At 38.4% G+C, this 19,838-nt stretch carries 16 protein-coding genes and 1 riboswitch; of the genes, 14 read left to right on the top strand and 2 right to left on the bottom strand.

Translation table 11 applies throughout. The annotated features are described in order from the left end of the window. The first annotated feature begins 10 nt into the window (after positions 1-10). From NZD88_RS10865 to NZD88_RS10885, 5 genes are all read left to right on the top strand, one after another. Positions 11-1,168, top strand: a complete 1,158-nt coding sequence (locus tag NZD88_RS10865; RefSeq protein WP_259829158.1) for a hypothetical protein — start codon at positions 11-13, stop codon at positions 1,166-1,168. Positions 1,169-1,364: 196 nt separating this feature from the next. After that, complete coding sequence (locus tag NZD88_RS10870; RefSeq protein WP_259829159.1) at positions 1,365-2,396, top strand: AAA family ATPase; 1,032 nt, start codon at positions 1,365-1,367, stop codon at positions 2,394-2,396. Positions 2,397-2,493: 97 nt separating this feature from the next. Continuing rightward, entirely contained in the window at positions 2,494-3,816 is a 1,323-nt protein-coding gene (locus tag NZD88_RS10875; RefSeq protein ID WP_259829160.1) for a DUF58 domain-containing protein, read from the top strand. Positions 3,817-3,842: 26 nt separating this feature from the next. Continuing rightward, positions 3,843-4,787: a proline dehydrogenase family protein gene (locus NZD88_RS10880; protein WP_259829161.1), complete on the top strand. Its 945-nt coding sequence runs from the start codon at positions 3,843-3,845 to the stop codon at positions 4,785-4,787. 73 nt (positions 4,788-4,860) lie between these two features. Next, positions 4,861-5,280 carry an OsmC family protein gene (locus tag NZD88_RS10885; protein WP_259829162.1) on the top strand — a complete coding sequence of 140 codons (420 nt, stop codon included), beginning with the start codon at positions 4,861-4,863 and terminating at the stop codon, positions 5,278-5,280. A 51-nt stretch (positions 5,281-5,331) separates the two neighbouring features. Here NZD88_RS10885 and NZD88_RS10890 read toward each other — a convergent pair whose 3' ends face one another. Beyond that, positions 5,332-7,947: an MGH1-like glycoside hydrolase domain-containing protein gene (locus NZD88_RS10890; protein ID WP_259829163.1), complete on the bottom strand. Its 2,616-nt coding sequence runs from the start codon at positions 7,945-7,947 to the stop codon at positions 5,332-5,334. 187 nt (positions 7,948-8,134) lie between these two features. Next, a riboswitch (SAM riboswitch) is annotated at positions 8,135-8,241 on the top strand. Positions 8,242-8,302: 61 nt separating this feature from the next. On the opposite strand from NZD88_RS10890, the gene NZD88_RS10895 reads away from it, so the two are divergent. The 7 genes from NZD88_RS10895 to metF all read left to right on the top strand — a co-directional run bounded on the left by NZD88_RS10895 (position 8,303) and on the right by metF (position 17,361). Further along, a complete protein-coding gene (locus tag NZD88_RS10895) occupies positions 8,303-9,304 on the top strand; it encodes an alpha/beta fold hydrolase (RefSeq protein ID WP_259829164.1) in 1,002 nt (333 codons plus the stop codon). Continuing rightward, positions 9,301-10,839, top strand: coding sequence for an ACT domain-containing protein (locus NZD88_RS10900; protein WP_259829165.1), 1,539 nt, complete (start codon positions 9,301-9,303; stop codon positions 10,837-10,839). The genes NZD88_RS10895 and NZD88_RS10900 overlap by 4 nt, the downstream gene beginning before the upstream one ends. 92 nt (positions 10,840-10,931) lie before the next feature. Further along, a complete protein-coding gene (locus tag NZD88_RS10905) occupies positions 10,932-12,092 on the top strand; it encodes an O-succinylhomoserine sulfhydrylase (protein WP_259829166.1) in 1,161 nt (386 codons plus the stop codon). A gap of 29 nt (positions 12,093-12,121) precedes the next feature. Continuing rightward, a complete protein-coding gene (locus tag NZD88_RS10910) occupies positions 12,122-12,493 on the top strand; it encodes a four helix bundle protein (protein ID WP_169234871.1) in 372 nt (123 codons plus the stop codon). Next, complete coding sequence (locus NZD88_RS10915; RefSeq protein ID WP_259829167.1) at positions 12,483-13,511, top strand: homocysteine S-methyltransferase family protein; 1,029 nt, start codon at positions 12,483-12,485, stop codon at positions 13,509-13,511. The genes NZD88_RS10910 and NZD88_RS10915 overlap by 11 nt, the downstream gene beginning before the upstream one ends. 139 nt (positions 13,512-13,650) lie before the next feature. Beyond that, the gene (gene metH / locus NZD88_RS10920) at positions 13,651-16,308 is read left to right on the top strand and encodes a methionine synthase (protein WP_259829168.1); all 2,658 of its coding nucleotides are present in this window, start codon (positions 13,651-13,653) and stop codon (positions 16,306-16,308) included. Positions 16,309-16,401: 93 nt separating this feature from the next. Next, a complete protein-coding gene (gene metF / locus NZD88_RS10925; protein ID WP_259829169.1) occupies positions 16,402-17,361 on the top strand; it encodes a methylenetetrahydrofolate reductase [NAD(P)H] in 960 nt (319 codons plus the stop codon). A 54-nt stretch (positions 17,362-17,415) separates the two neighbouring features. Here the strand turns inward: metF and NZD88_RS10930 are convergent, their stop codons facing one another. Further along, positions 17,416-18,570, bottom strand: coding sequence for a hypothetical protein (locus NZD88_RS10930; RefSeq protein WP_259829170.1), 1,155 nt, complete (start codon positions 18,568-18,570; stop codon positions 17,416-17,418). A gap of 89 nt (positions 18,571-18,659) precedes the next feature. Here NZD88_RS10930 and folE point away from each other — a divergent pair, with 89 nt between their 5' ends. Together folE and NZD88_RS10940 are read left to right on the top strand one after the other, a co-directional pair. Beyond that, positions 18,660-19,328 (top strand): GTP cyclohydrolase I FolE, encoded by a 669-nt coding sequence (folE, locus tag NZD88_RS10935; RefSeq protein WP_169234866.1) that lies wholly within the window; start codon positions 18,660-18,662, stop codon positions 19,326-19,328. Between the two features lie 7 nt (positions 19,329-19,335). Continuing rightward, positions 19,336-19,767 carry a DinB family protein gene (locus NZD88_RS10940; protein ID WP_259829171.1) on the top strand — a complete coding sequence of 144 codons (432 nt, stop codon included), beginning with the start codon at positions 19,336-19,338 and terminating at the stop codon, positions 19,765-19,767. Positions 19,768-19,838 lie beyond the last annotated feature (71 nt).

Raw genomic sequence — 19,838 nt, forward strand, 5'->3', positions numbered from 1 at the left:
ACCATTTACCATGAAAAAAACCTTCAAAATATATGCTGTGATATTCATCGTTGTGATGGTTATTCTGGCGTTGCTTGAAGTCAATAAAAAAGAAACAACCAACTGGCGTAAGAATTTTAATATCAATGAAAAATCTCCTTTCGGTCTGTTTGTTTTTAATAATGAAGCGAAAGATCTGTTTAAAAATAATCTGAGAAAAATAGAAGAGACTCCTTACGAGTATTACAGTCAGCACAAAAAAGGAATACATAATATCATCGTTATTGAAAAGGAGCTTGATAAAGAATCCTGGAAAAAGATCCTGGATCAGGTGTCGAACGGTTCAGATGCCATGATTTTGATGAGCCATGTTCCCAAAGATATTTCAGACAGCATCGGCTATCATAGCTCGGATATTTCTTTTGAGGAGGAAAACGTATTAAAACTGACAGATAAAAAATATCAGAATGATTTTATTAAATTAGATAAATTTCCGTCAGGCAGAGGATTTTCATACATTAAACCAAAGGTAGAAGTACTGGGAAAAACGGTGGAGAAAAATAATTCAGATCAGGCTAATTTTATCAAGATTAGCTTTGGAAAGGGAACGATCTATGCCCACAGTGAGCCTCTTTTCCTTACCAACTATTATCTCCTGAAACCCGGCAGTATAAAATACGCTCAGGATGTTTTTTCGTATCTTCAGGACAGAGAAACGATCTGGTTTGTAGAAAACGACACCAAAGTTTCGCGCTTCTTTATGAGGTTTGTCCTCTCTAATCCGGCATTAAAGTATGCCTGGTGGTTACTTTTAGGAGGGCTTATACTGTTTATTTTCTTTAATGCTAAAAGAAAACAGCGCGTAGTCCCTGTTGTAGAGCCGCTGAGAAATACCTCGGTAGATTTTGTGAAAAGCATCGGAAATCTTTATCTTCAGGAAGGGGATTTCCATGATATGATGGCTAAAAAGGCCCAATATTTCCTGAACAAAGTAAGAATGGATCTTCTGATCGATACCCAGAATCTGGATGCAGAATTTGCTAAAAAACTCCAGTTAAAGACAGGGAAAACAATAGAAACGATCAATGAAGCTATAGCCCTGATCAGGAAAGGACAGGATCCATACGCCAACGTAATGAAAGAAGACCTCACAAGATTGAATAAGCTTCTTGATGAGATATTGAAATAATTGAGTAATGTAACAATGTAACAATGTAACAATGTAACAATGTAACAATGTAACAATGTATATTGGTAAACTACTAGATTGTTCCACTGCTACATTATTAAAATAAGTTAGAGTCCCGGAGGGACGATTTACCAAAACATCGGATGAAGTCCGATAGAATAGATATACGATCAACTAAAACCACAGATAGAAAATTATGGAAAACCATGAAAACCAAAACTTAGAGCCCCAAAGTTCTATCAATCTAAATAAAAGTGAAGATCAGTTCCAGTCGAGAATTGATATGATCGAGCTCCGTACCAGTTTAGACAAAGTAAAAGCTGAAATAGCCAAAGTGATTGTCGGCCAGGAAAATATGGTTGAGCATCTTATTGCCACCCTTTTATCAAACGGACATGTCCTGATTGAAGGGGTTCCGGGAGTGGCAAAAACCATTACAGCAAAGCTTTTGGCAAAAACCATTGATGTAGGTTTCAGCAGGATTCAGTTTACACCGGACCTTATGCCTTCCGATATTCTGGGGACCTCTGTTTTCAGTGTGAAAAACTCTGAATTTGAATTTAAAAAAGGCCCTATATTTTCCAGTTTTATATTAATTGATGAGATCAACAGATCCCCGGCGAAAACTCAATCAGCTTTGTTTGAGGTGATGGAAGAAAGGCAGATCACCATGGATGGAATTCGCTACATTATGGATGAGCCATTCCTGGTAGTAGCTACCCAAAACCCAATAGAGCACGAAGGAACTTACAGACTTCCTGAAGCGCAGCTGGACCGTTTTCTCTTCAAAATCAATGTAGGGTACCCGAATCTTGAACAGGAAATAGCAATCATTAAAAATCAGCACGAAAGCCGGAAGGAAGATAAAACAGAAGGAGTAAACCGTGTTATTAGTGCAGAACAGCTAAAAAGTTATCAGAATCTGGTAAAAGAAATTATTGTTGAGGCTCAGCTGATGGATTACATCGCTAAAATTATAGTCAATACCAGAGAAAACCAGTTCTTATATCTGGGAGCTTCTCCTAGAGCATCATTGGCACTTCTTACCGCTTCCAAAGCGTTCGCGGCCATGAGAGGAAGAGATTTTGTGACGCCAGAAGATATTAAAGAAGCAAGCTACGCTGTTTTAAGACATAGAGTGATTGTTTCTCCCGAAAGAGAAATGGAAGGCCTGACCGCTGATGAAATTATACGCCAGATCTTAGAGGGAATAGAGATTCCTAGATAGATTGTAGGGATTAGGATTTAGGGATTAGAGGGCGAAGATATTTGTTTCATTACAATTTCCCCTAGTCTCTGAATCCTATCCCCTAATCCCTTAAAAAATGAAAAACCTATACATCAATACACGATTTTTCTTTTCGCTCATAGGAGTGGGGATCATATATGTCCTTGCTTTTTTCTTTCCTGTTCTGATGTGGGCGGCGCACCTGCTTTTGTTGATCTGTTTTCTTGCTGCAATGGTAGATTATCTCTTATTGTTTAATCAAAAAAATGCAGTCCTGGCCCAAAGAATACTTCCGGAAAAACTATCCAATGGTGACGAAAATTTTGTGAAGATCGATATTAAAAACAATTATAGTTTTAAGATCCGTACGAAGATCATTGATGAAATTCCGTTTCAGTTTCAAAAGAGAGATTTTTTAATTACAAAAGATATTCAGTCGGGTAGAAATACTTATTTCCAATATAGCCTTGAGCCGAAAGAAAGAGGAGAATACAGCTTTGGAAACCTGAATGTGTATGCTTCTTCACCTCTGGGATTGGTATCCAGAAGATTCAATTTCCAGAAAGATGCGATGTTGCCTGCCTATCCGTCTTTCGTTCACCTTAGAAAATATGAATTGATGGCACTGCAGAGTGAATTCATGCTCGGGGGAATCAAAAAAATCAGAAAACTGGGACATACCATGGAGTTTGAGCAGATCAAAGAATATGTTCCCGGTGATGATATCAGAACCATCAACTGGAAGGCTACTTCCAAAACCAACCGATTGATGGTGAATCAGTTTCAGGATGAAAAATCACAACGTATTTTTATCCTGATAGATAAAGGAAGGACGATGAAAATGCCTTTCAACGGATTAAGCTTGCTAGATTATTCGATCAATGCAGCAATGGCTCTGTCTCATATTATTCTGAAAAAGGGTGACCGTGCAGGAATGATGACCTTCTCCAAAAAGACAGAAAATAAAATCGCCGCCGAAAATAAATCAGGACAGCTGAAAAAGATCTCAGAAGCCCTTTATAATATTAAAACAGACTTTTTTGAAAGTGATTTTAACCGCTTATACCAGGATGTAAAATATTCCCTGAACCAGCGAAGCCTTGTTTTGCTTTTTACCAATTTTGAAACACTGGACGGATTAAACAGACAGCTGAAATACCTCCGGGGTATTGCCAAAAACCACCTGCTCGTTGTTATATTTTTCAAAAACTCAGAACTGCAGACCCTGATTCATAAAAACCCTGAAAGTATGCAGGAAATTTATGATGAAATTGTTGCCGAAAAATTTGAATTTGAAAAGAAACTCATCATTCAGGAACTTAGAAAGTATGGGATCTATACGGTATATACTTTGCCTGAAAATTTAAATATTGACGTTATCAATAAATATTTGGAGATAAAAGCGCGGGGAATCTTATAAAAACAGTTTAAGTACAAAAAAAAATAATGGAACTAAAGACAAGAGAAAGAGCAGGTGCACTGTTGAAAATAGCAGCATTAAATGAGGGTGCAAAAGACTATATTCTTAATAATCCTGAGCTCTTTAAATTCCTACTGAAAGCAGCTAAAAGATACATCGGAGGCGAGAAGATGGAAGAAGCTCTAGCAACTGCTAAAAGAATTAATGAGAAAGGGCTTCCTACTTCACTAGAGTTTATGGGAGAAAGTACCCGTTCAGTAGGAGAATCAGAATCGGCAACCCAACATTTCCTTAATTTGATCAACAAAGTGAAAGAAGAGAACATCGATTCTATCATTTCTTTGGATTTATCACACATTGGGCTTGCAGTTGATAAAGATCTGGCTTATAGTAATTTGGTGGAATTAGCAGAATCAGCTCACAAAAAGGATATTGAAGTAGTGATTAGCGCAGAAGGAGTTGAAAGAACAGATGATATTATTAATACCTTTTGTAAAATATCTCCTGATTTTTCAAATGTGGGAATTACTCTTCAGGCTTATTTAAACCGTACTCCAAAAGATCTTGAACGAATATTAAATGAAACACAAGGGAAAATAAGAATTGTAAAAGGTGCTTTTGCTGTTCCTCCGGGACATGCTGTAGAGAGAGGAGAGCACTTAGATGATCTGTACATTAAATATATTGAAACTCTTTTCCTTAAAAATAGAAGATGTTCTATTGCTACACATCATAATAAAATTCAAAATAGAGTTAAAGAACTCATTGAAAAATATGACGTTCCAAAATCCAAGTATGAATTTGAAATGTTACTGGGAATACAGGAAGGCCTATTGGATGAAATCCATACAGGAGGTTACCCATGCAGACAATATATTGTGTATGGTGATGAATGGTATTTGTACATGTGTAACCGAATTGCAGAAAATCCCGATAATCTTTTTCAGGCTATAGTTGATATCCTGTCTTAGCTAGGGTTTAATGCATAAAGTTTTTTATATTTGAATAAGAATATTTAAAAATACTGAAATATAAATCCGGACAATGAAAATAACCCTAAACAGAATCAACGACGATTTTTTATTTGAATGTACCAACTCTCAAGGGAATTCAATTCTTTTGGATAATACTTCACAGCCTGGAGCGAAAGGTGTTTCTCCCATGGAAAGTGTATTGATGGCCGTTGCAGGATGCAGTGGAATAGATGTGGTGGCTATCCTGAAAAAACAGCGTCAGGAAATCACAGGTTTTCAGGCAGAAGTAGAAGGAGAAAGAATTCCTGTAGATGATGCAAAACCGTTTAAATCTATTAAAGTAAGATTTTTTCTGGAAGGAAATATTGATCCTAAAAAAGCATTAAAAGCAGCTCAGTTGTCTTTTGAAAAATACTGTTCCGTATCAAAAACTTTAGAACCCAACGTAGAGATTGGATATGAAGTTCTTGTCAATGGAGAGAAAGTCTAATCTTTTTAATTAATGATAAGATGCCGGCCCATTCGGGCCGGCATCTGCATTTTATACTGTTAATCTAGGTTTCATAAGCTTGGCTACTGTTGCTGTCCATCCGGTTTGATGAGAAGCTCCTACACCGCGGCCATTATCCCCGTGGAAATATTCAAAAAACGTAATGTAATCCTTAAAATGTTCATCATAATTGAACTTGGCATTTCCGCCGTTGAAAGGACGCTGTCCGTCTTCATCCTTTAAAAATAACGAGCAGAGTCTTTTGCTGATATTCTGTGCCACTTCATCAAGATTCTTTTTTTCACCACTTCCTGTAGGAAATTCCACTTTTAAGCTGTTTCCGTAGTAAAAATGAAAACGCTGTAAACTTTCCACGATCAGGAAATTGATGGGGAACCAGATCGGTCCACGCCAGTTACTGTTTCCTCCAAACATGCGGCTGTCACTTTCGGCAGGAGTGTAGTATACCACATTTTCCGTACCGTGAACTGAAAACACAAACGGATTTTCTTCATAAACTTTTGACATCGCACGGATTCCGTAAGAACTTAAAAATTCATTCTCGTCAAGCATTCTCCTCAAAACCTTTGTCAGTCGGTTCTTACGTAAGATACTCATCAGGTGTTTTCTGCCCTGTCCTTCCTCATCCCAGTGCGAAACCAGTTTCGTTAGCTCGGGCTTATTTTTTAATACCCATTCCATCCTAGCCTGGAAATTAGGCATCTTATCCAATAGTTTATGGTCTATGATTTCTACGGCAAACATTGGAATCAACCCCACAATACTTCTTAATTTTAAAGAAACACTTTCGCCGTTACCCAGTTGCAGCACATCATAGAAAAAGCCGTCTTCCTCATTCCATAAGCCTTCTTTGCCATCCCCTAAGTTTTCCATTGCTTCCGCGATATACAGATAATGTTCAAAGAACTTAATAGCCATATCCTCATACACCTGATAGTACTGGGCGAGTTCCATGGCAATACGCATCATATTAAGCGCGTACATGGCCATCCAGCTCGTTCCGTCCGCTTGTTCAAGATGTTGCCCGTCTTTCAGTTCCATATTACGGTCAAAAGCTCCGATATTATCCAGTCCAAGGAAACCGCCACCAAAAATATTGTTACCACTTTGATCCTTCCGGTTGACCCACCAGGTGAAATTCAGGAGAAGTTTCTGGAAAACCTTTTCAAGAAATAAAAGATCGGGTTTACCGTTTTGCTTTTCATCAATTTTAAAAACCCTGAAGCAGGACCATGCATGTACCGGCGGATTCACATCGCTCAGGTTCCATTCATAAGCAGGAAGCTGTCCATTCGGGTGCATATACCATTCCTTGGTTAAAAGAAGAAGTTGTCCCTTGGCAAATTCAGCATCAATGATAGAAAAAGGAACGCAGTGAAACGCCAGATCCCAGGTTGCATACCATGGATACTCCCATTTGTCAGGCATAGATATAATATCCTTATTGTGAAGATGATTCCATTCCGTATTTCTTACATAATCATTGAAGTTTCTTGGCGCATTATGATTCGGATCGCCTTTCAGCCATTTCCCGACATTATAATGATAGAATTGTTTATTCCAAAGCAGTCCTGCAAAAGCCTGCCGCTGGACATTTGTTTCATCCTCGTTTGTCGTTTCACTCTGAACCTCCTGATAAAATTCGTTGGTTTCAGCAATTCTTGTAGTAAAGACCTCGTCAAATTGATTAAACGGTTCATCCGTCTCATTAGGACATAATCTGAAATCAAAAGTCTTAGATTGTCCTGCTTCAATGATTTCATCAATTATAAAAGAAGCTTTGCTCCCTCTTTTTTCAGCATTTACCGTATTACTTCCGTAAACGATATGATCATTGATTCCATCCTTAAAATAAGTATTCCCGGTATAGGGGGCCCCATATAACTTTGGTGCATTGGTCTCATTTTCACAGAAAGCACTTTTCGCAGCCAGGTTTCTCGAATAGAGCTTTTTGATTGAAATGCTGTCATGGTTAATATCGATGCATCCGTCGTAAGAAGCATTCATCTGTCCTTTATAGGTGTTGTAGCCCCATTTCCAGTTATTTCTGAACCATGCAGTAGGAGCTATAACGATAGGAGCATCCTGCTTACTTCTGTTGTGAACCGTTACTCTGGCCAGAATATCATTGTGATCGGCTTTACAGTATTCAATGAAAATATCGAAATAGTCATCATTGTCAAAAATTCCGGTATCAAAAATCTCGTATTCAGGTTCCTGTTTGCTGCGTCTTCCGTTTTCAGCAACAAGATCGTCATATGGGAATGCATTGATTGGATATTTATACACCATTTTCATATAGCTATGGGTGGGTGTATTGTCCAGGTAATAAAAAATCTCCTTGATATCCTCTCCGTGGTTACCCTGAGGGTTGCTCAGACCGAAGAAACGTTCTTTTACTATTTTATCTTTTTTGTTCCAGAATGAAAACGCAAAACAGAAGATCTGCTTTACATCGGAAATCCCGGCTATGCCTTCTTCTCCCCATCTGTAGGCGTAGCTTTCTGCGTTATTATGGTTAGCGTAATGCCATGCATTTCCGTTCGGGCTGTAGTCTTCACGTACATTTCCCCATTGCCGGTTGCTTACGTATGGACCCCAGTTTTTCCATTTGGAATCTTGTAATCTTTCTTTCTCAACAATCATATTTCATCACTTTTTTCAATACGAAGGTAGTTTTTTTGAAAAATAATTCCAATTCCTTTCATCTGAAGAATTCTTAACATAGCCTTGAAACACTTATCATTACAGGATTTTTTAATATTAAATATTTTTTCTTGAAAAATTAGAAAGAAAGACATATCTTTGCAGAGCGTTCATTCAAATATTGAAAATGTTATCAAGAAAGGTTGAGGGATTAGACCCTATGAAACCTTAGCAACCCTTTGTGCAAGCAAAGAAGGTGCTACGTTCTACCAATTTATTTTGGACAGATAACTTACTGAAGTTCTTTTCAGCCATTTCCTGTGGCATTTTCAATTGTATTAAAATAATAATAGAATTGAAAACAGAACTAAACTATATTAATCTTTCGTATCAGACTTATTCCCAAAAGGAATACCATATCCCGTTGAGCTATCAGATCTTCGGGAAAGACCTGTTTACAGCACCCATTATATTGGTCAATCATGCGTTGACCGGAAATTCGAATGTTTCCGGAGAAAAAGGATGGTGGAAACAATTGATCGGTGAAAATAAGACAATCGATACGAATACATACACCGTTCTCTGTTTCAATATCCCCGGAAACGGATATGATCATTTTTTAATTGACGAATACGAAGACTTCACCCCTTCAGATATTGCAGAAATATTTTTGAAAGGTCTTGAAGCTTTACATATCAAAAACTTATATGCCATTATTGGAGGTTCTCTCGGAGGAGGAATTGCCTGGGAAATGCTTGCCAAGCAGCCACAACTCGCTGAGATATTTATCCCCATTGCCTGCGATCTTAAAACTCATGACTGGCTTCACGCCCAGTGTCTGGTTCAGAAATTTCTGCTGAACGGAAACGATGAACCCTTGCAGAAAGCAAGAATTCACGCTATGCTGTGTTACAGAACTCCACAGTCCTTAAACAACAGGTTTCAAAACAGATATCATCATGAAAATCAGCGCTTAGAGTCAGAAGATTGGCTCATTTATCACGGGAATTCATTAAACGAAAGGTTTAGTTTGAATTCATACAAGCTGATGAATCACCTGCTGATGAATATCAATACGGACAATTCTAAACTGGAGAAAATAGGAGCACGAATGCACCTGATCGCTGTAGATACCGATTTATTCTTTCCAGCTTCAGAAATCCGAATGTGCTTTGAGCACCTGAAAGAGAAAAAGAAAGATGTTTTCTATCATGAAATACAGTCAATTCACGGGCATGATGCCTTCTTAATGGAATACGAACAATTAAATAATATCATACATAATATTTTTAGAATGGAATGGCGCGAAAGCGAAATTTTATCTGACAATGACAAACAAAAAATTAGGAACAGATGAGAAATGCGAACGAAATCAAGTTTTTAAAAAACAGATCAATCATCAAATTTGAAGGAGAAGATTTCCTGGGTGAAATCGGGATCGACGGGAGAATTTTTAAGGCGCTTACCTTAGCGCGAATCAGTGTAGGGGTGATCTCCCAGCAGGCCATTGAAAATGGGCTTTCTATTCTGGTCAATGAGGCAGATGCAGAAAAAGCAGTTGCTTGTCTTATTGATGAATTTGAAGAAGAAAGAAAATCAGGAAAAGTTTCACAAATCTATAGCATCAATAATGTTTCCGTACTTGGATTTGTAGCGGAAGATTTCAATAAAGTTTTGGGAGAACTGGCCAGAAATAATGTTTTTCCCCTTCTTTTAAACCAGGTTGCAGGAGAAAACAGAGTGAATATTGTAGTGACCTCGTCACAGGATGAGAAAACGAAAAATGTTATTGAATCTGAAATTTTCAAAAAACCAAAAACCGTTCATTTAGCAATTATCGGTCATGGAAATGTTGGAAAGACTTTAATAGAACAGGTCTTACAATCTTCTGAAGAAATCAGAAGACGTAAGAAAATTGACCTTAAAGTAGTAGCAGTAGCCAATTCCAGAAAAATTGCTTTCAATAAAAAAGGTTTTAATGCAGATTGGAATGATGAGGTTTTAACAGCACAACATCCATCAAATGTTGAAGAACTGATCAACTTTTCCAAAGAAAATCAGCTGGAAAACCTGATCGTCGTAGATAATACAGCGAGCAAAGATTTTGTAAAAAACTATCACGCCCTGGCTGAAAATGGGTTTGACCTGGTTTCTTCTAACAAAATTTTCAATACACTTCCCATCGAGGAATATCGTAAACTAAGATATACGTTGAGTAAAAACAACAGACGATACCTGTATGAAACCAATGTAGGGGCGGGGCTTCCGCTAATTGACACCATAAAATTATTACATCTTTCAGGAGAAAATATCACAAGGATCAAAGGGGTATTCTCCGGTTCATTGAGCTATATCTTTAATAACTTCTCTGTGAGAAACGATAAGTTTTCAACCATCATCGGAGAAGCAATGGAAAAAGGGTATACAGAACCTGATCCTCGGGAAGACCTTTCGGGAAATGATGTGGCAAGAAAACTGTTGATCCTGGCCAGAGAACTAGACCTGATCAATGAATTCCAGGATATCGATATCCAAAATTTAATTCCGGAAAATCTTTTATCAGTAGATAAAAATGAATTTATCTCAAGGCTGGATGAGCTGGATGAAGAATACCAGAAAATCAAAGAAGGGCAAGAGCCTGGACACGTGCTTCGTTATGTAGGAGACCTTCACGGAGACCTTCAGAAAGACAAAGGTCAGCTTGATGTGAAATTGGTTTCTGTACCGGGAAGTTCTGCTTTAGGGCAGCTTAAAGGGTCAGATTCTATCTTTGAGATTTATACAGAAAGCTATGGAGAAAACCCGATTGTAATCATGGGAGCCGGTGCCGGAGCTCAGGTAACTGCAAGAGGAGTTTTCGGTGATATTTTAAGAGTAAGTGAAACTAAATAATATTAATAATGTAACAATATAGCAATGTAACAGTCTAGCAATCATTGGTACATTGTTATATTGATTCATTGGTACATTGATAATTAAACTATATGGAAAATTTTGAAACCTCCGCAATAAGAACCCAAACTGAAAGAACTCAGTTTGACGAACATTCTACGCCTTTATATCTTACATCCAGTTTTATTTTTGAGGATGCAGAAGATATGAGAGCAAGTTTTGCTGAAGAAAAATCTAAAAACCTGTACAGCCGTTTTTCAAATCCGAATGTGACAGAATTCACAGATAAGATCGTTAAAATGGAAGGTGCAGAAGCAGGATATGCATTTGCAACCGGAATGGCGGCTATTTATTCCACATTTGCCACTTTACTGGATGCGGGCGATCATATCGTAAGCTGCCAGTCAGTTTTCGGATCTACCCATACTTTGTTTACGAAGTATTTCCCGAAATGGAATATCGAAACCACCTATTTCAAAGCCGAAGATGCCGAAAACGTTGAACAATACATTAAACCCAATACCAAGATCTTATACCTTGAAACGCCTACCAATCCGGCTATTGAAATTCTGGATCTTGAGTTTTTTGGAAAAATTGCGAAAAAACACAATCTGATATTTGTTGTAGACAACTGTTTTGCAACACCTTACTTACAACAACCTATTAAATATGGTGCAGATGTTGTTGTACATTCTGCCACGAAACTTATTGACGGACAAGGGAGAGTATTAGGAGGCGTAGCTGTAGGAAAAGCTGATCTGATCAGAGAAATCTATCTTTTTGCAAGAAATACGGGACCTGCTATGTCACCATTCAACGCATGGGTATTGTCAAGAAGTCTTGAGACATTGGCTATCCGTGTTGAAAAGCATTGTGAAAATGCATTGAAGGTTGCAGAGTTTTTAGAAAGTCACCCAAATGTAGAGCTGACTAAATATCCGTTCTTAAAATCCCATCCGAGCTATGAAGTAGCTAAAAAGCAAATGAAATTGGGAGGTAACATTGTTGCATTCGAAATCAAAGGTGGAATAGAAGGCGGAAGAAATTTCCTGGATAAAATAAAAATGTGTTCACTTTCTGCCAATTTGGGAGATACAAGAACTATCGTAACACACCCTGCATCAACGACCCATTCAAAACTGACTGAGGAAGAAAGAAATGAAGTGGGAATTACGGCAGGGCTTGTACGTTGTTCAGTAGGTTTGGAACATATAGATGATATCATTGCTGATCTGAAGCAGGCTTTAGATTAATTGAGAATTAATAGTTAAAGTTTATACCTATGAGCAGAGATTATACACAACTTGAGGTTTGGAATGAAGGCAGAAAATTGGTGGTTCTGTTAGACAGTTTCATCCAAAAGAATCCCAAGAAAGAATGGTCTGATTTGACCGGCCATATCAGAAGAGCCGTTACTTCAGTTCCATCAAATATTGCTGAAGGATGCAAAAGCCAGACCTCAGAAGATACATTGCAGTTTCTGCATATTGCAGGAGGATCTTTGTATGAACTGGAAACTCAGCTTTATGGTTCCTTAGACCAGAACTATATCTCGAAGAAGGATTTTGAGAAGGTAACCTCAAAAATCCTTTTATGTAAAAAGCTAATCAGCGGATTTACCAATTATTATAAGAAAATAGAACATGAAAAATAGTAGACAAGACGCTCAACTTTTATCTCTTAATGCTCAACTGGAAAAAAGAATTCTTGTTCTGGATGGCGCTATGGGAACCATGCTTCAGCGTTATAAATTCGAGGAGGAAGACTATCGTGGAGAACGTTTCAAAGACTGGGAACATTCCGTGAAGGGAAATAATGACCTTCTTTCTCTTACCCAGCCACAAGCTATCGAAGAAGTTCATAGAAAGTACCTTGAAGCCGGAGCAGATATCATAGAAACCAACACATTCTCGGGAACTACCATTGCGATGGCAGACTACCACATGGAAGAACTCGTGTATGAACTGAACTATGAATCAGCGAAAATTGCCAGAAAAGTCTGTGATGAATTTACTGCTCAAAATCCTGATAAGCCAAGGTTTGTAGCAGGTTCCATAGGCCCTACCAACAGAACGGCGAGTTTAAGTCCGGATGTTAACGATCCCGGCTACAGAGCAATTACTTTTGACGAATTAAGAATAGCATACAAACAACAGTGTGAAGCTTTGCTGGATGGGGGCTCAGATATCCTTTTGGTAGAAACCATTTTCGATACCCTGAATGCTAAAGCTGCATTGTTTGCCATTGATGAACTTCAGGAAGAAAGAAATATAGAAATTCCGATCATGGTTTCCGGGACGATTACAGATGCTTCTGGAAGAACATTGAGCGGGCAAACTGCCGAAGCGTTCCTGATCTCAATTTCCCACCTGAACTTGTTAAGCGTAGGATTTAACTGTGCTTTAGGAGCAGATCAGCTCACGCCATATCTGGAAACTTTGGCCCATAACTCAGAATTCTATGTGTCTGCTTATCCAAATGCCGGACTTCCCAATGCTTTCGGGAAATATGACGAGACACCGGAAGATATGGCAAGACAGATCAAGGAATATGTTGAGAAAAAATTAATCAATATTATTGGTGGATGCTGTGGTACAACTCCCGATCATATCAAAGCAATTTCGGATTTGGTGGCGCAATATCCGCCAAGAAAAGCAAAAGAATTTGTGTGATCAGGTAGTTTTTATTAAAACAACAAATAGAAGCTGGCTTATAAAACGTTTCCGCTGTTGACAACTTTAAGCAGAGCTATAGATCTGCCGAGACCGAATGCGGACAGTGCCTATTATAATTTAGCAGAATAAAAAATTAATGAAATATTTAAGATTATCAGGCCTTGAGCCTCTTATCATAACACCGGAAAGTAATTTCATCAATGTTGGTGAAAGGACTAATGTTGCCGGGTCCAAAAAGTTTTTAAGACTGATAAAAGAGGAGAAATTCTCTGAAGCACTCGATATTGCCCGGAATCAGGTAGATGGAGGTGCCCAGATCCTTGATGTCAATTTTGATGACGGATTGATCGATGGAAAAGCATCGATGATCAAATTCCTGAATTTAATAGCTTCAGAACCGGATATCGCAAGAATTCCGGTCATGATAGACTCTTCCAAATGGGAGATTCTGGAAGCTGGACTTCAGGTTGCACAGGGGAAATGTGTGGTGAACTCCATCAGCTTAAAAGGAGGGGAAGAAGAATTTATCAAACAGGCAAAAGCCGTCAAAAGATACGGTGCCGCAGTGATCGTAATGGCCTTTGATGAAGAAGGTCAGGCAGACAATTTTGATAGAAGAGTTGAAATTTCAAAACGGTCGTATGATATTTTGGTTAATCAAATTGGTTTCCCCGCAGAAGATATCATTTTCGACTTAAATATCTTCCCTGTGGCGACAGGAATGGATGAGCACAGAAGAAATGCCATTGATTTCATTGAAGCGACAAGATGGGTAAGACAAAATCTTCCTTATGCATCGGTGAGTGGAGGAGTAAGCAATGTTTCCTTCTCATTTCGTGGAAATGATACCGTGAGAGAAGCGATGCATTCTGTATTTCTTTACCATGCCATTCAGGCAGGAATGAATATCGGAATCGTGAATCCTGCAATGCTGGAAGTTTATGACGAAATTAATAAAGAGTTATTAGAGCTTGTAGAAGATGTAATTCTCGATAAGAGAGAAGATGCTACAGAAAGACTTTTAGATTATTCTGAAAAGAATAAATCTGTTAAAAAAGAAATAGTCGAAGAACTTGAATGGCGAACCAGGCCTCTACAGGAGAGAATTACGCATTCTTTAGTAAAAGGAATCGACCGTTTTATAGAAGAAGATGTAGAGGAAGCCAGACAGGTTGCCGCAAAACCACTTCATGTCATTGAAATTAATTTGATGACCGGAATGGGCGTTGTAGGAGATCTCTTCGGAAGCGGAAAAATGTTCCTTCCACAAGTGGTAAAATCTGCGAGGGTCATGAAAAAAGCAGTGGCTTACCTTCAACCCTTCATTGAGGATGAAAAAGACGGGTCAAGACCAGCCAACGGAAAAATTCTGATGGCTACCGTAAAAGGTGATGTTCACGATATTGGTAAAAATATTGTGAGTGTTGTTTTGGGTTGTAATAATTATGAAATTGTTGATCTTGGAGTAATGGTTCCGGCTGAAAAAATTATTCAGGCTGCTATAGAACATAAGGTTGATGTCATTGGTTTGAGCGGGTTGATCACGCCAAGTCTTGATGAAATGGTATACATCGCTTCAGAATTAGAAAGACAAAATCTCAATTTTCCTTTATTGATCGGTGGTGCTACCACTTCAAAAGCACATACCGCTGTGAAAATAGATTTAAAATATAAAAATGCTGTCGTTCACGTTAATGATGCCTCTAGAGCGGTAAATGTTGTGAGTTCCTTATTGGGGGACAGAAATAAAGAATATGTAGATGATTTAAAAAGTGATTATTCTGATTTCAGAGAAAAGTTTTTAAACAGACAGGTTGATAAAGACTATGTTTCTATTGAAGAGGCACGGAAAAGTCATTTCAGCATCGATTGGGAAAACGAAGAGATCTTTACGCCGAATAATTTAGGGGTAACCGTACTGGAAGATCAGGATTTGAACGAATTGCTGCCTTTTATCGACTGGTCTCCGTTTTTCAGAAGCTGGGATCTTCACGGGAAATATCCAAATATTCTGGAAGATGAGGTGGTAGGAACTCAGGCTAAAGAATTGTTTAAAGATGCACAGGTTATTTTAAAGAGAATTCTTGATGAAAAATTACTGAAGGCAAAAGCCGTCTTCGGGATTTTCAAAGCGAATTCCAATGAAACGGATGATATCTTAATTTTTAATGAAAATAATGAAGAACAAGCCCGGTTCCTAACCCTAAGACAGCAGGCTCAGCGTTCTAAAGGAAAAGAATATCTGGCATTAAGTGACTTCATTGCTCCTCAAAGTTCAGGCAAAACTGATTATGTGGGGGCTTTTTGTGTCTGTACCGGATTTGGAACAGATGAACTTTCGGATGAATATGAAAAAGCCAACGACGACTATAATGCCATCATGGTAAAAGCTCTTGCAGACAGATTCGCAGAAGCCTACGCTGAATTTTTACATAAAAAAGTAAGAACAGAATATTGGGGCTATGCCAATCAGGAAAGTCTGAGCAATGAAGATTTAATCGCAGAAAAATACAAAGGAGTCCGTCCCGCGCCGGGATATCCAGCCTGCCCGGACCATTTGGAAAAGAAAACCATCTGGGATCTTTTAAAAGTAGAAGAACATACTGGCGTTTTCCTTACCGAAAGTCTGGCGATGTTTCCTACAGCAGCTGTTTCCGGATATTATTTCGGAAGTCCGCATGCGAAATATTTCGGTCTCGGAAAAATTACGGAAGATCAGCTTAAAGATTATGCGAAAAGAAGAGGCTGTTCAATTGATGAAGCAAGAAGGTGGCTATCCCCGAATCTGGCTTAAAAGTCAAGGGCTGTCTGAGTTGTGTGCGTTAATGATTAATAGGTCACAAACAAACAGCAACCATCAATCAGATAAAAATAACTAAACTATAAAATGAAGATCACTGAACACATTAAGAACGCAAACGGGAAGACCTTATTTTCTCTGGAAGTGGTTCCACCCCAGAAGGGAATTGGAATCGAAGATCTGTACACCAACATAGATCCGCTAATGGAGTTTAAGCCTCCTTTTATTGATGTCACCACGTCCAGAGAAGAATATATTTATCTTGATAAAGGGAACGGGCTCATGGAGCGCCGTATCACAAGAATGCGTCCCGGAACCTTAGGGATTTGTGCCGCGATCCAGCATAAATATAATGTAGATACTGTTCCCCATCTTCTTTGCGGAGGTTTTACCAAAGAAGAAACAGAATATTTGTTGGTAGACTGTATGTACCTAGGAATAGATAATATCATGGCTTTGAGAGGCGATGCTATGAAAGGGCATCAATACTTTGAGCCTACACCAGGAGGTCACACCAGTGCCATGGATCTTGTTCATCAGATCAATGATTTAGGGAGAGGGAAATACCTTCATAATGATGAGCTAGCCTGTGACGAGCTCAATAAATTTTGTGTCGGAGTAGCAGGTTATCCTGAAAAGCATATGGAAGCGCCTTCTATGAATTATGATCTGAAATGGTTGAAGCAAAAGGTAGATGCCGGAGCAGATTATATCGTTACCCAAATGTTTTTTGACAATAAAAGATTTATTGAATTTGTGACAAAAGCCAGGGAAATGGGAATTACAGTACCTATTATCCCGGGTATCAAGCCGATTGCTACAAAAAAGCATTTAAAAATTCTGCCACAGATATTCAAGATCGATCTTCCGGAAGAACTGATCAACGAAGTGGAAAAAGCCAAAAACAATGAAGCTGTAAAACAGATCGGGATAGAATGGGCCATTACCCAATGCAGAGAACTGCTTGATTTTGGAGTTCCTGTACTGCACTTTTACTCCATGGGGAAAAGTGATAACATAAAAAAAGTAGCCGGAGAGCTATTCTAATAGAGTATCTAATGAAAGGAGCCCTGCTGTTGAATAAACGGCAGGGTTTTTTATTTAAAGGATAGGATGTCTTTCAAATTCTTTATCACGGTCAAATAAATACCGATACGTAGCCAGTTTTCTGGTAACAGTTGTATCAAGACTCTCAGCTATTTTTATCATTTTAGGATTAAAATCTCCGATCCACTGAAGCTCCGTTGTTTTGAAATCCGTGTGCTTTCTCAAATGCTGCGTTCCTTCCCAGATCATGTAGCCGTCAATCCCTTTCTTTTGCCATTCCGGAACCACACCGAAAACAAGACCTACCATTTTTTCATTCTTGGTGAATTGTTTTATCCACAAAAATTTCAGCTTTTCCACAATTCCAAATCGGCCGTTCAGATATTTGAACCATTGGTTTACATCCGGAAGATTCATCCACATCGCAATAGGCTTTTCATTTTCATACACGAACCAGGAAATATGTTCATTGATGATAGGCTTCATCGTCCTGAACATTTTCAGAACCTTTGCTTCTTCCAGTTGCTTACCTTCTCCGTGACAGGCCCAGGCCTGGTTATAAATTTCTGTAAAATCTTTTGCGAATTTCGGCAGATTATTCTTTTTCATCGGCCTTGCGGAGATCGCGGGATTTCTGCTGTGCTTGGTATGCATGAGGGTGAAAATCCGGGAAACATCAGCGAAAATAGGTCGTGAAAAGCAAAGCTGTTCAAAATACATCCTGAAACCATAGTTTTCAAAAAGTTCTTTGTAATAAGGAAAATTATAATTCATTCCAAACAGAGGTTCAGCGAACCCTTCCGTTAAAAGTCCCCAGAATTTATCCCGTTCCCCGAAATTGATCGGGCCATCCATCGCCTCCATCCCTCTTTTCTGTAGCCAGCTTTTGCAATGATCGAAAATAAAATCGGCTGTTGCTTGATCATGGATACAGTCGAAAAATCCAATGCCTCCTGTCGGCTGTTTCTGCTCATAAAGAGGAGAGATGAAAACGGCCACTTTTCCTACCGTCTCATTCTGTTTGTTTTTAAATAAAAACCGTGCACATTCTCCTTCCTGGAAAGATTTATTTTTTTCAGGATCAAAGATCTCTTCGATATCCTGATTTCGGGGTCTTATATAGTTTTTGTCGTGCTGGTAAAGCTGGGCGGGAAATTCTAAAAATTTCTTTTTCTGGTTTTCGGTCTGTACTTCTTCGACAATAATCATAGGCTAAGTTGAGAATGGATAATGTTTTTCGTCCAAATTGAAATCGATGAACAGATTTTATCCGTATTTTTGTTGCAAATTAAATAAAAATGGTTGATTTTACGGATAACGACGATGATATTTTCACTGGAAAAGAACATACGCCTATTAGGAAAGATGCATTTGATAAATCGCCACAGGAAAAAATAGAAAAAATTACCGAACTTTTTGGTGAGATTATGGAAACACTGGGGATGGATATGACGGATGATTCTTTAAAAGATTCACCGATGCGTGTTGCCAAAATGTATGTGAATGAAATTTTTGGAGGACTTCTTCCTGAAAACAAACCGGGAATTTCCACGTTTTCCAATAAATACAAATACCGCCAGATGTTGGTGGAAAAGGATATTACCGTATATTCTTTCTGTGAACACCACTTTCTGCCGATTATCGGAAGAGCCCATGTAGCCTATATTTCAAACGGCGAAGTGATTGGCCTTTCCAAGATCAACAGGATTGTGGATTATTATGCAAAAAGACCGCAGGTTCAGGAAAGACTGACGATGCAGATTGTAGATGCTTTAAAAGAAGCGCTTGGTACCAAAGATGTAGCGTGTATTATTGATGCAAAACATTTATGCGTTAACTGCAGAGGAATAAAAGATACCGCAAGTTCTACCATCACGGCAGAATTGAGTGGTATTTTCAGAACCAATCCTATTACCAGACAGGAATTCCTGCATTATGTAGGAAGCCATGCTAAACTTGATTATTAGTAAATAGATGAACTACCAGATTCTTAAAAATATTGTAGATGCCGAACTTCAGAGATTTGAAACCATTTCTGAGGAAGAATGGGCGTATAAAATTTCACCTGAAAAGTGGTCTAAAAAAGAAATTTTAGGGCATCTTTGCGATAGTGCACTGACGAATATCAGAAGATTTGTAGTGACTCAGTATAAAGAAAATGATAATATTGTATATGATCAGGATTTTTGGGTGAAAGCGCAGAATTATCAGAATGTTCCGTTTTCAGAGGTCATCGGCCTTTGGAAGTCGCTGAATCTTCAGATTGTCCATACCGTAGAAAATATTCCGGACGAAGCTCTGCAAAGAACCTGTGACACCACAAAAACGGTTCCTCAGGCATTCACACTGGAATATATTATCCAGGATTATATCGATCATCTGCAGTATCACTTAAAAGCAATTTAATAATGGTAATATTTAAAAAAGTGTCCAATAAAATTTTTCTCACGACAATTATTTGTTGTGGATAGAATTAT

This window comes from Chryseobacterium pyrolae, assembly GCF_025153485.1.
GTDB classification, from domain to species: Bacteria; Bacteroidota; Bacteroidia; order Flavobacteriales; family Weeksellaceae; genus Chryseobacterium; species Chryseobacterium antibioticum.

Excerpts from the sequence above, each read along its gene's own strand:
- NZD88_RS10865 (WP_259829158.1), top strand. The coding sequence starts at position 11 with ATGAAAAAAACCTTCAAAATATATGCTGTGATATTCATCGTTGTGATG.
- NZD88_RS10870 (WP_259829159.1), top strand. The coding sequence starts at position 1,365 with ATGGAAAACCATGAAAACCAAAACTTAGAGCCCCAAAGTTCTATCAAT.
- NZD88_RS10875 (WP_259829160.1), top strand. The coding sequence starts at position 2,494 with ATGAAAAACCTATACATCAATACACGATTTTTCTTTTCGCTCATAGGA.
- NZD88_RS10880 (WP_259829161.1), top strand. The coding sequence starts at position 3,843 with ATGGAACTAAAGACAAGAGAAAGAGCAGGTGCACTGTTGAAAATAGCA.
- NZD88_RS10885 (WP_259829162.1), top strand. The coding sequence starts at position 4,861 with ATGAAAATAACCCTAAACAGAATCAACGACGATTTTTTATTTGAATGT.
- NZD88_RS10890 (WP_259829163.1), bottom strand. The coding sequence starts at position 7,947 with ATGATTGTTGAGAAAGAAAGATTACAAGATTCCAAATGGAAAAACTGG.
- NZD88_RS10900 (WP_259829165.1), top strand. The coding sequence starts at position 9,301 with ATGAGAAATGCGAACGAAATCAAGTTTTTAAAAAACAGATCAATCATC.
- NZD88_RS10905 (WP_259829166.1), top strand. The coding sequence starts at position 10,932 with ATGGAAAATTTTGAAACCTCCGCAATAAGAACCCAAACTGAAAGAACT.
- NZD88_RS10910 (WP_169234871.1), top strand. The coding sequence starts at position 12,122 with ATGAGCAGAGATTATACACAACTTGAGGTTTGGAATGAAGGCAGAAAA.
- NZD88_RS10915 (WP_259829167.1), top strand. The coding sequence starts at position 12,483 with ATGAAAAATAGTAGACAAGACGCTCAACTTTTATCTCTTAATGCTCAA.
- metH (WP_259829168.1), top strand. The coding sequence starts at position 13,651 with ATGAAATATTTAAGATTATCAGGCCTTGAGCCTCTTATCATAACACCG.
- metF (WP_259829169.1), top strand. The coding sequence starts at position 16,402 with ATGAAGATCACTGAACACATTAAGAACGCAAACGGGAAGACCTTATTT.
- NZD88_RS10930 (WP_259829170.1), bottom strand. The coding sequence starts at position 18,570 with ATGATTATTGTCGAAGAAGTACAGACCGAAAACCAGAAAAAGAAATTT.
- folE (WP_169234866.1), top strand. The coding sequence starts at position 18,660 with ATGGTTGATTTTACGGATAACGACGATGATATTTTCACTGGAAAAGAA.
- NZD88_RS10940 (WP_259829171.1), top strand. The coding sequence starts at position 19,336 with ATGAACTACCAGATTCTTAAAAATATTGTAGATGCCGAACTTCAGAGA.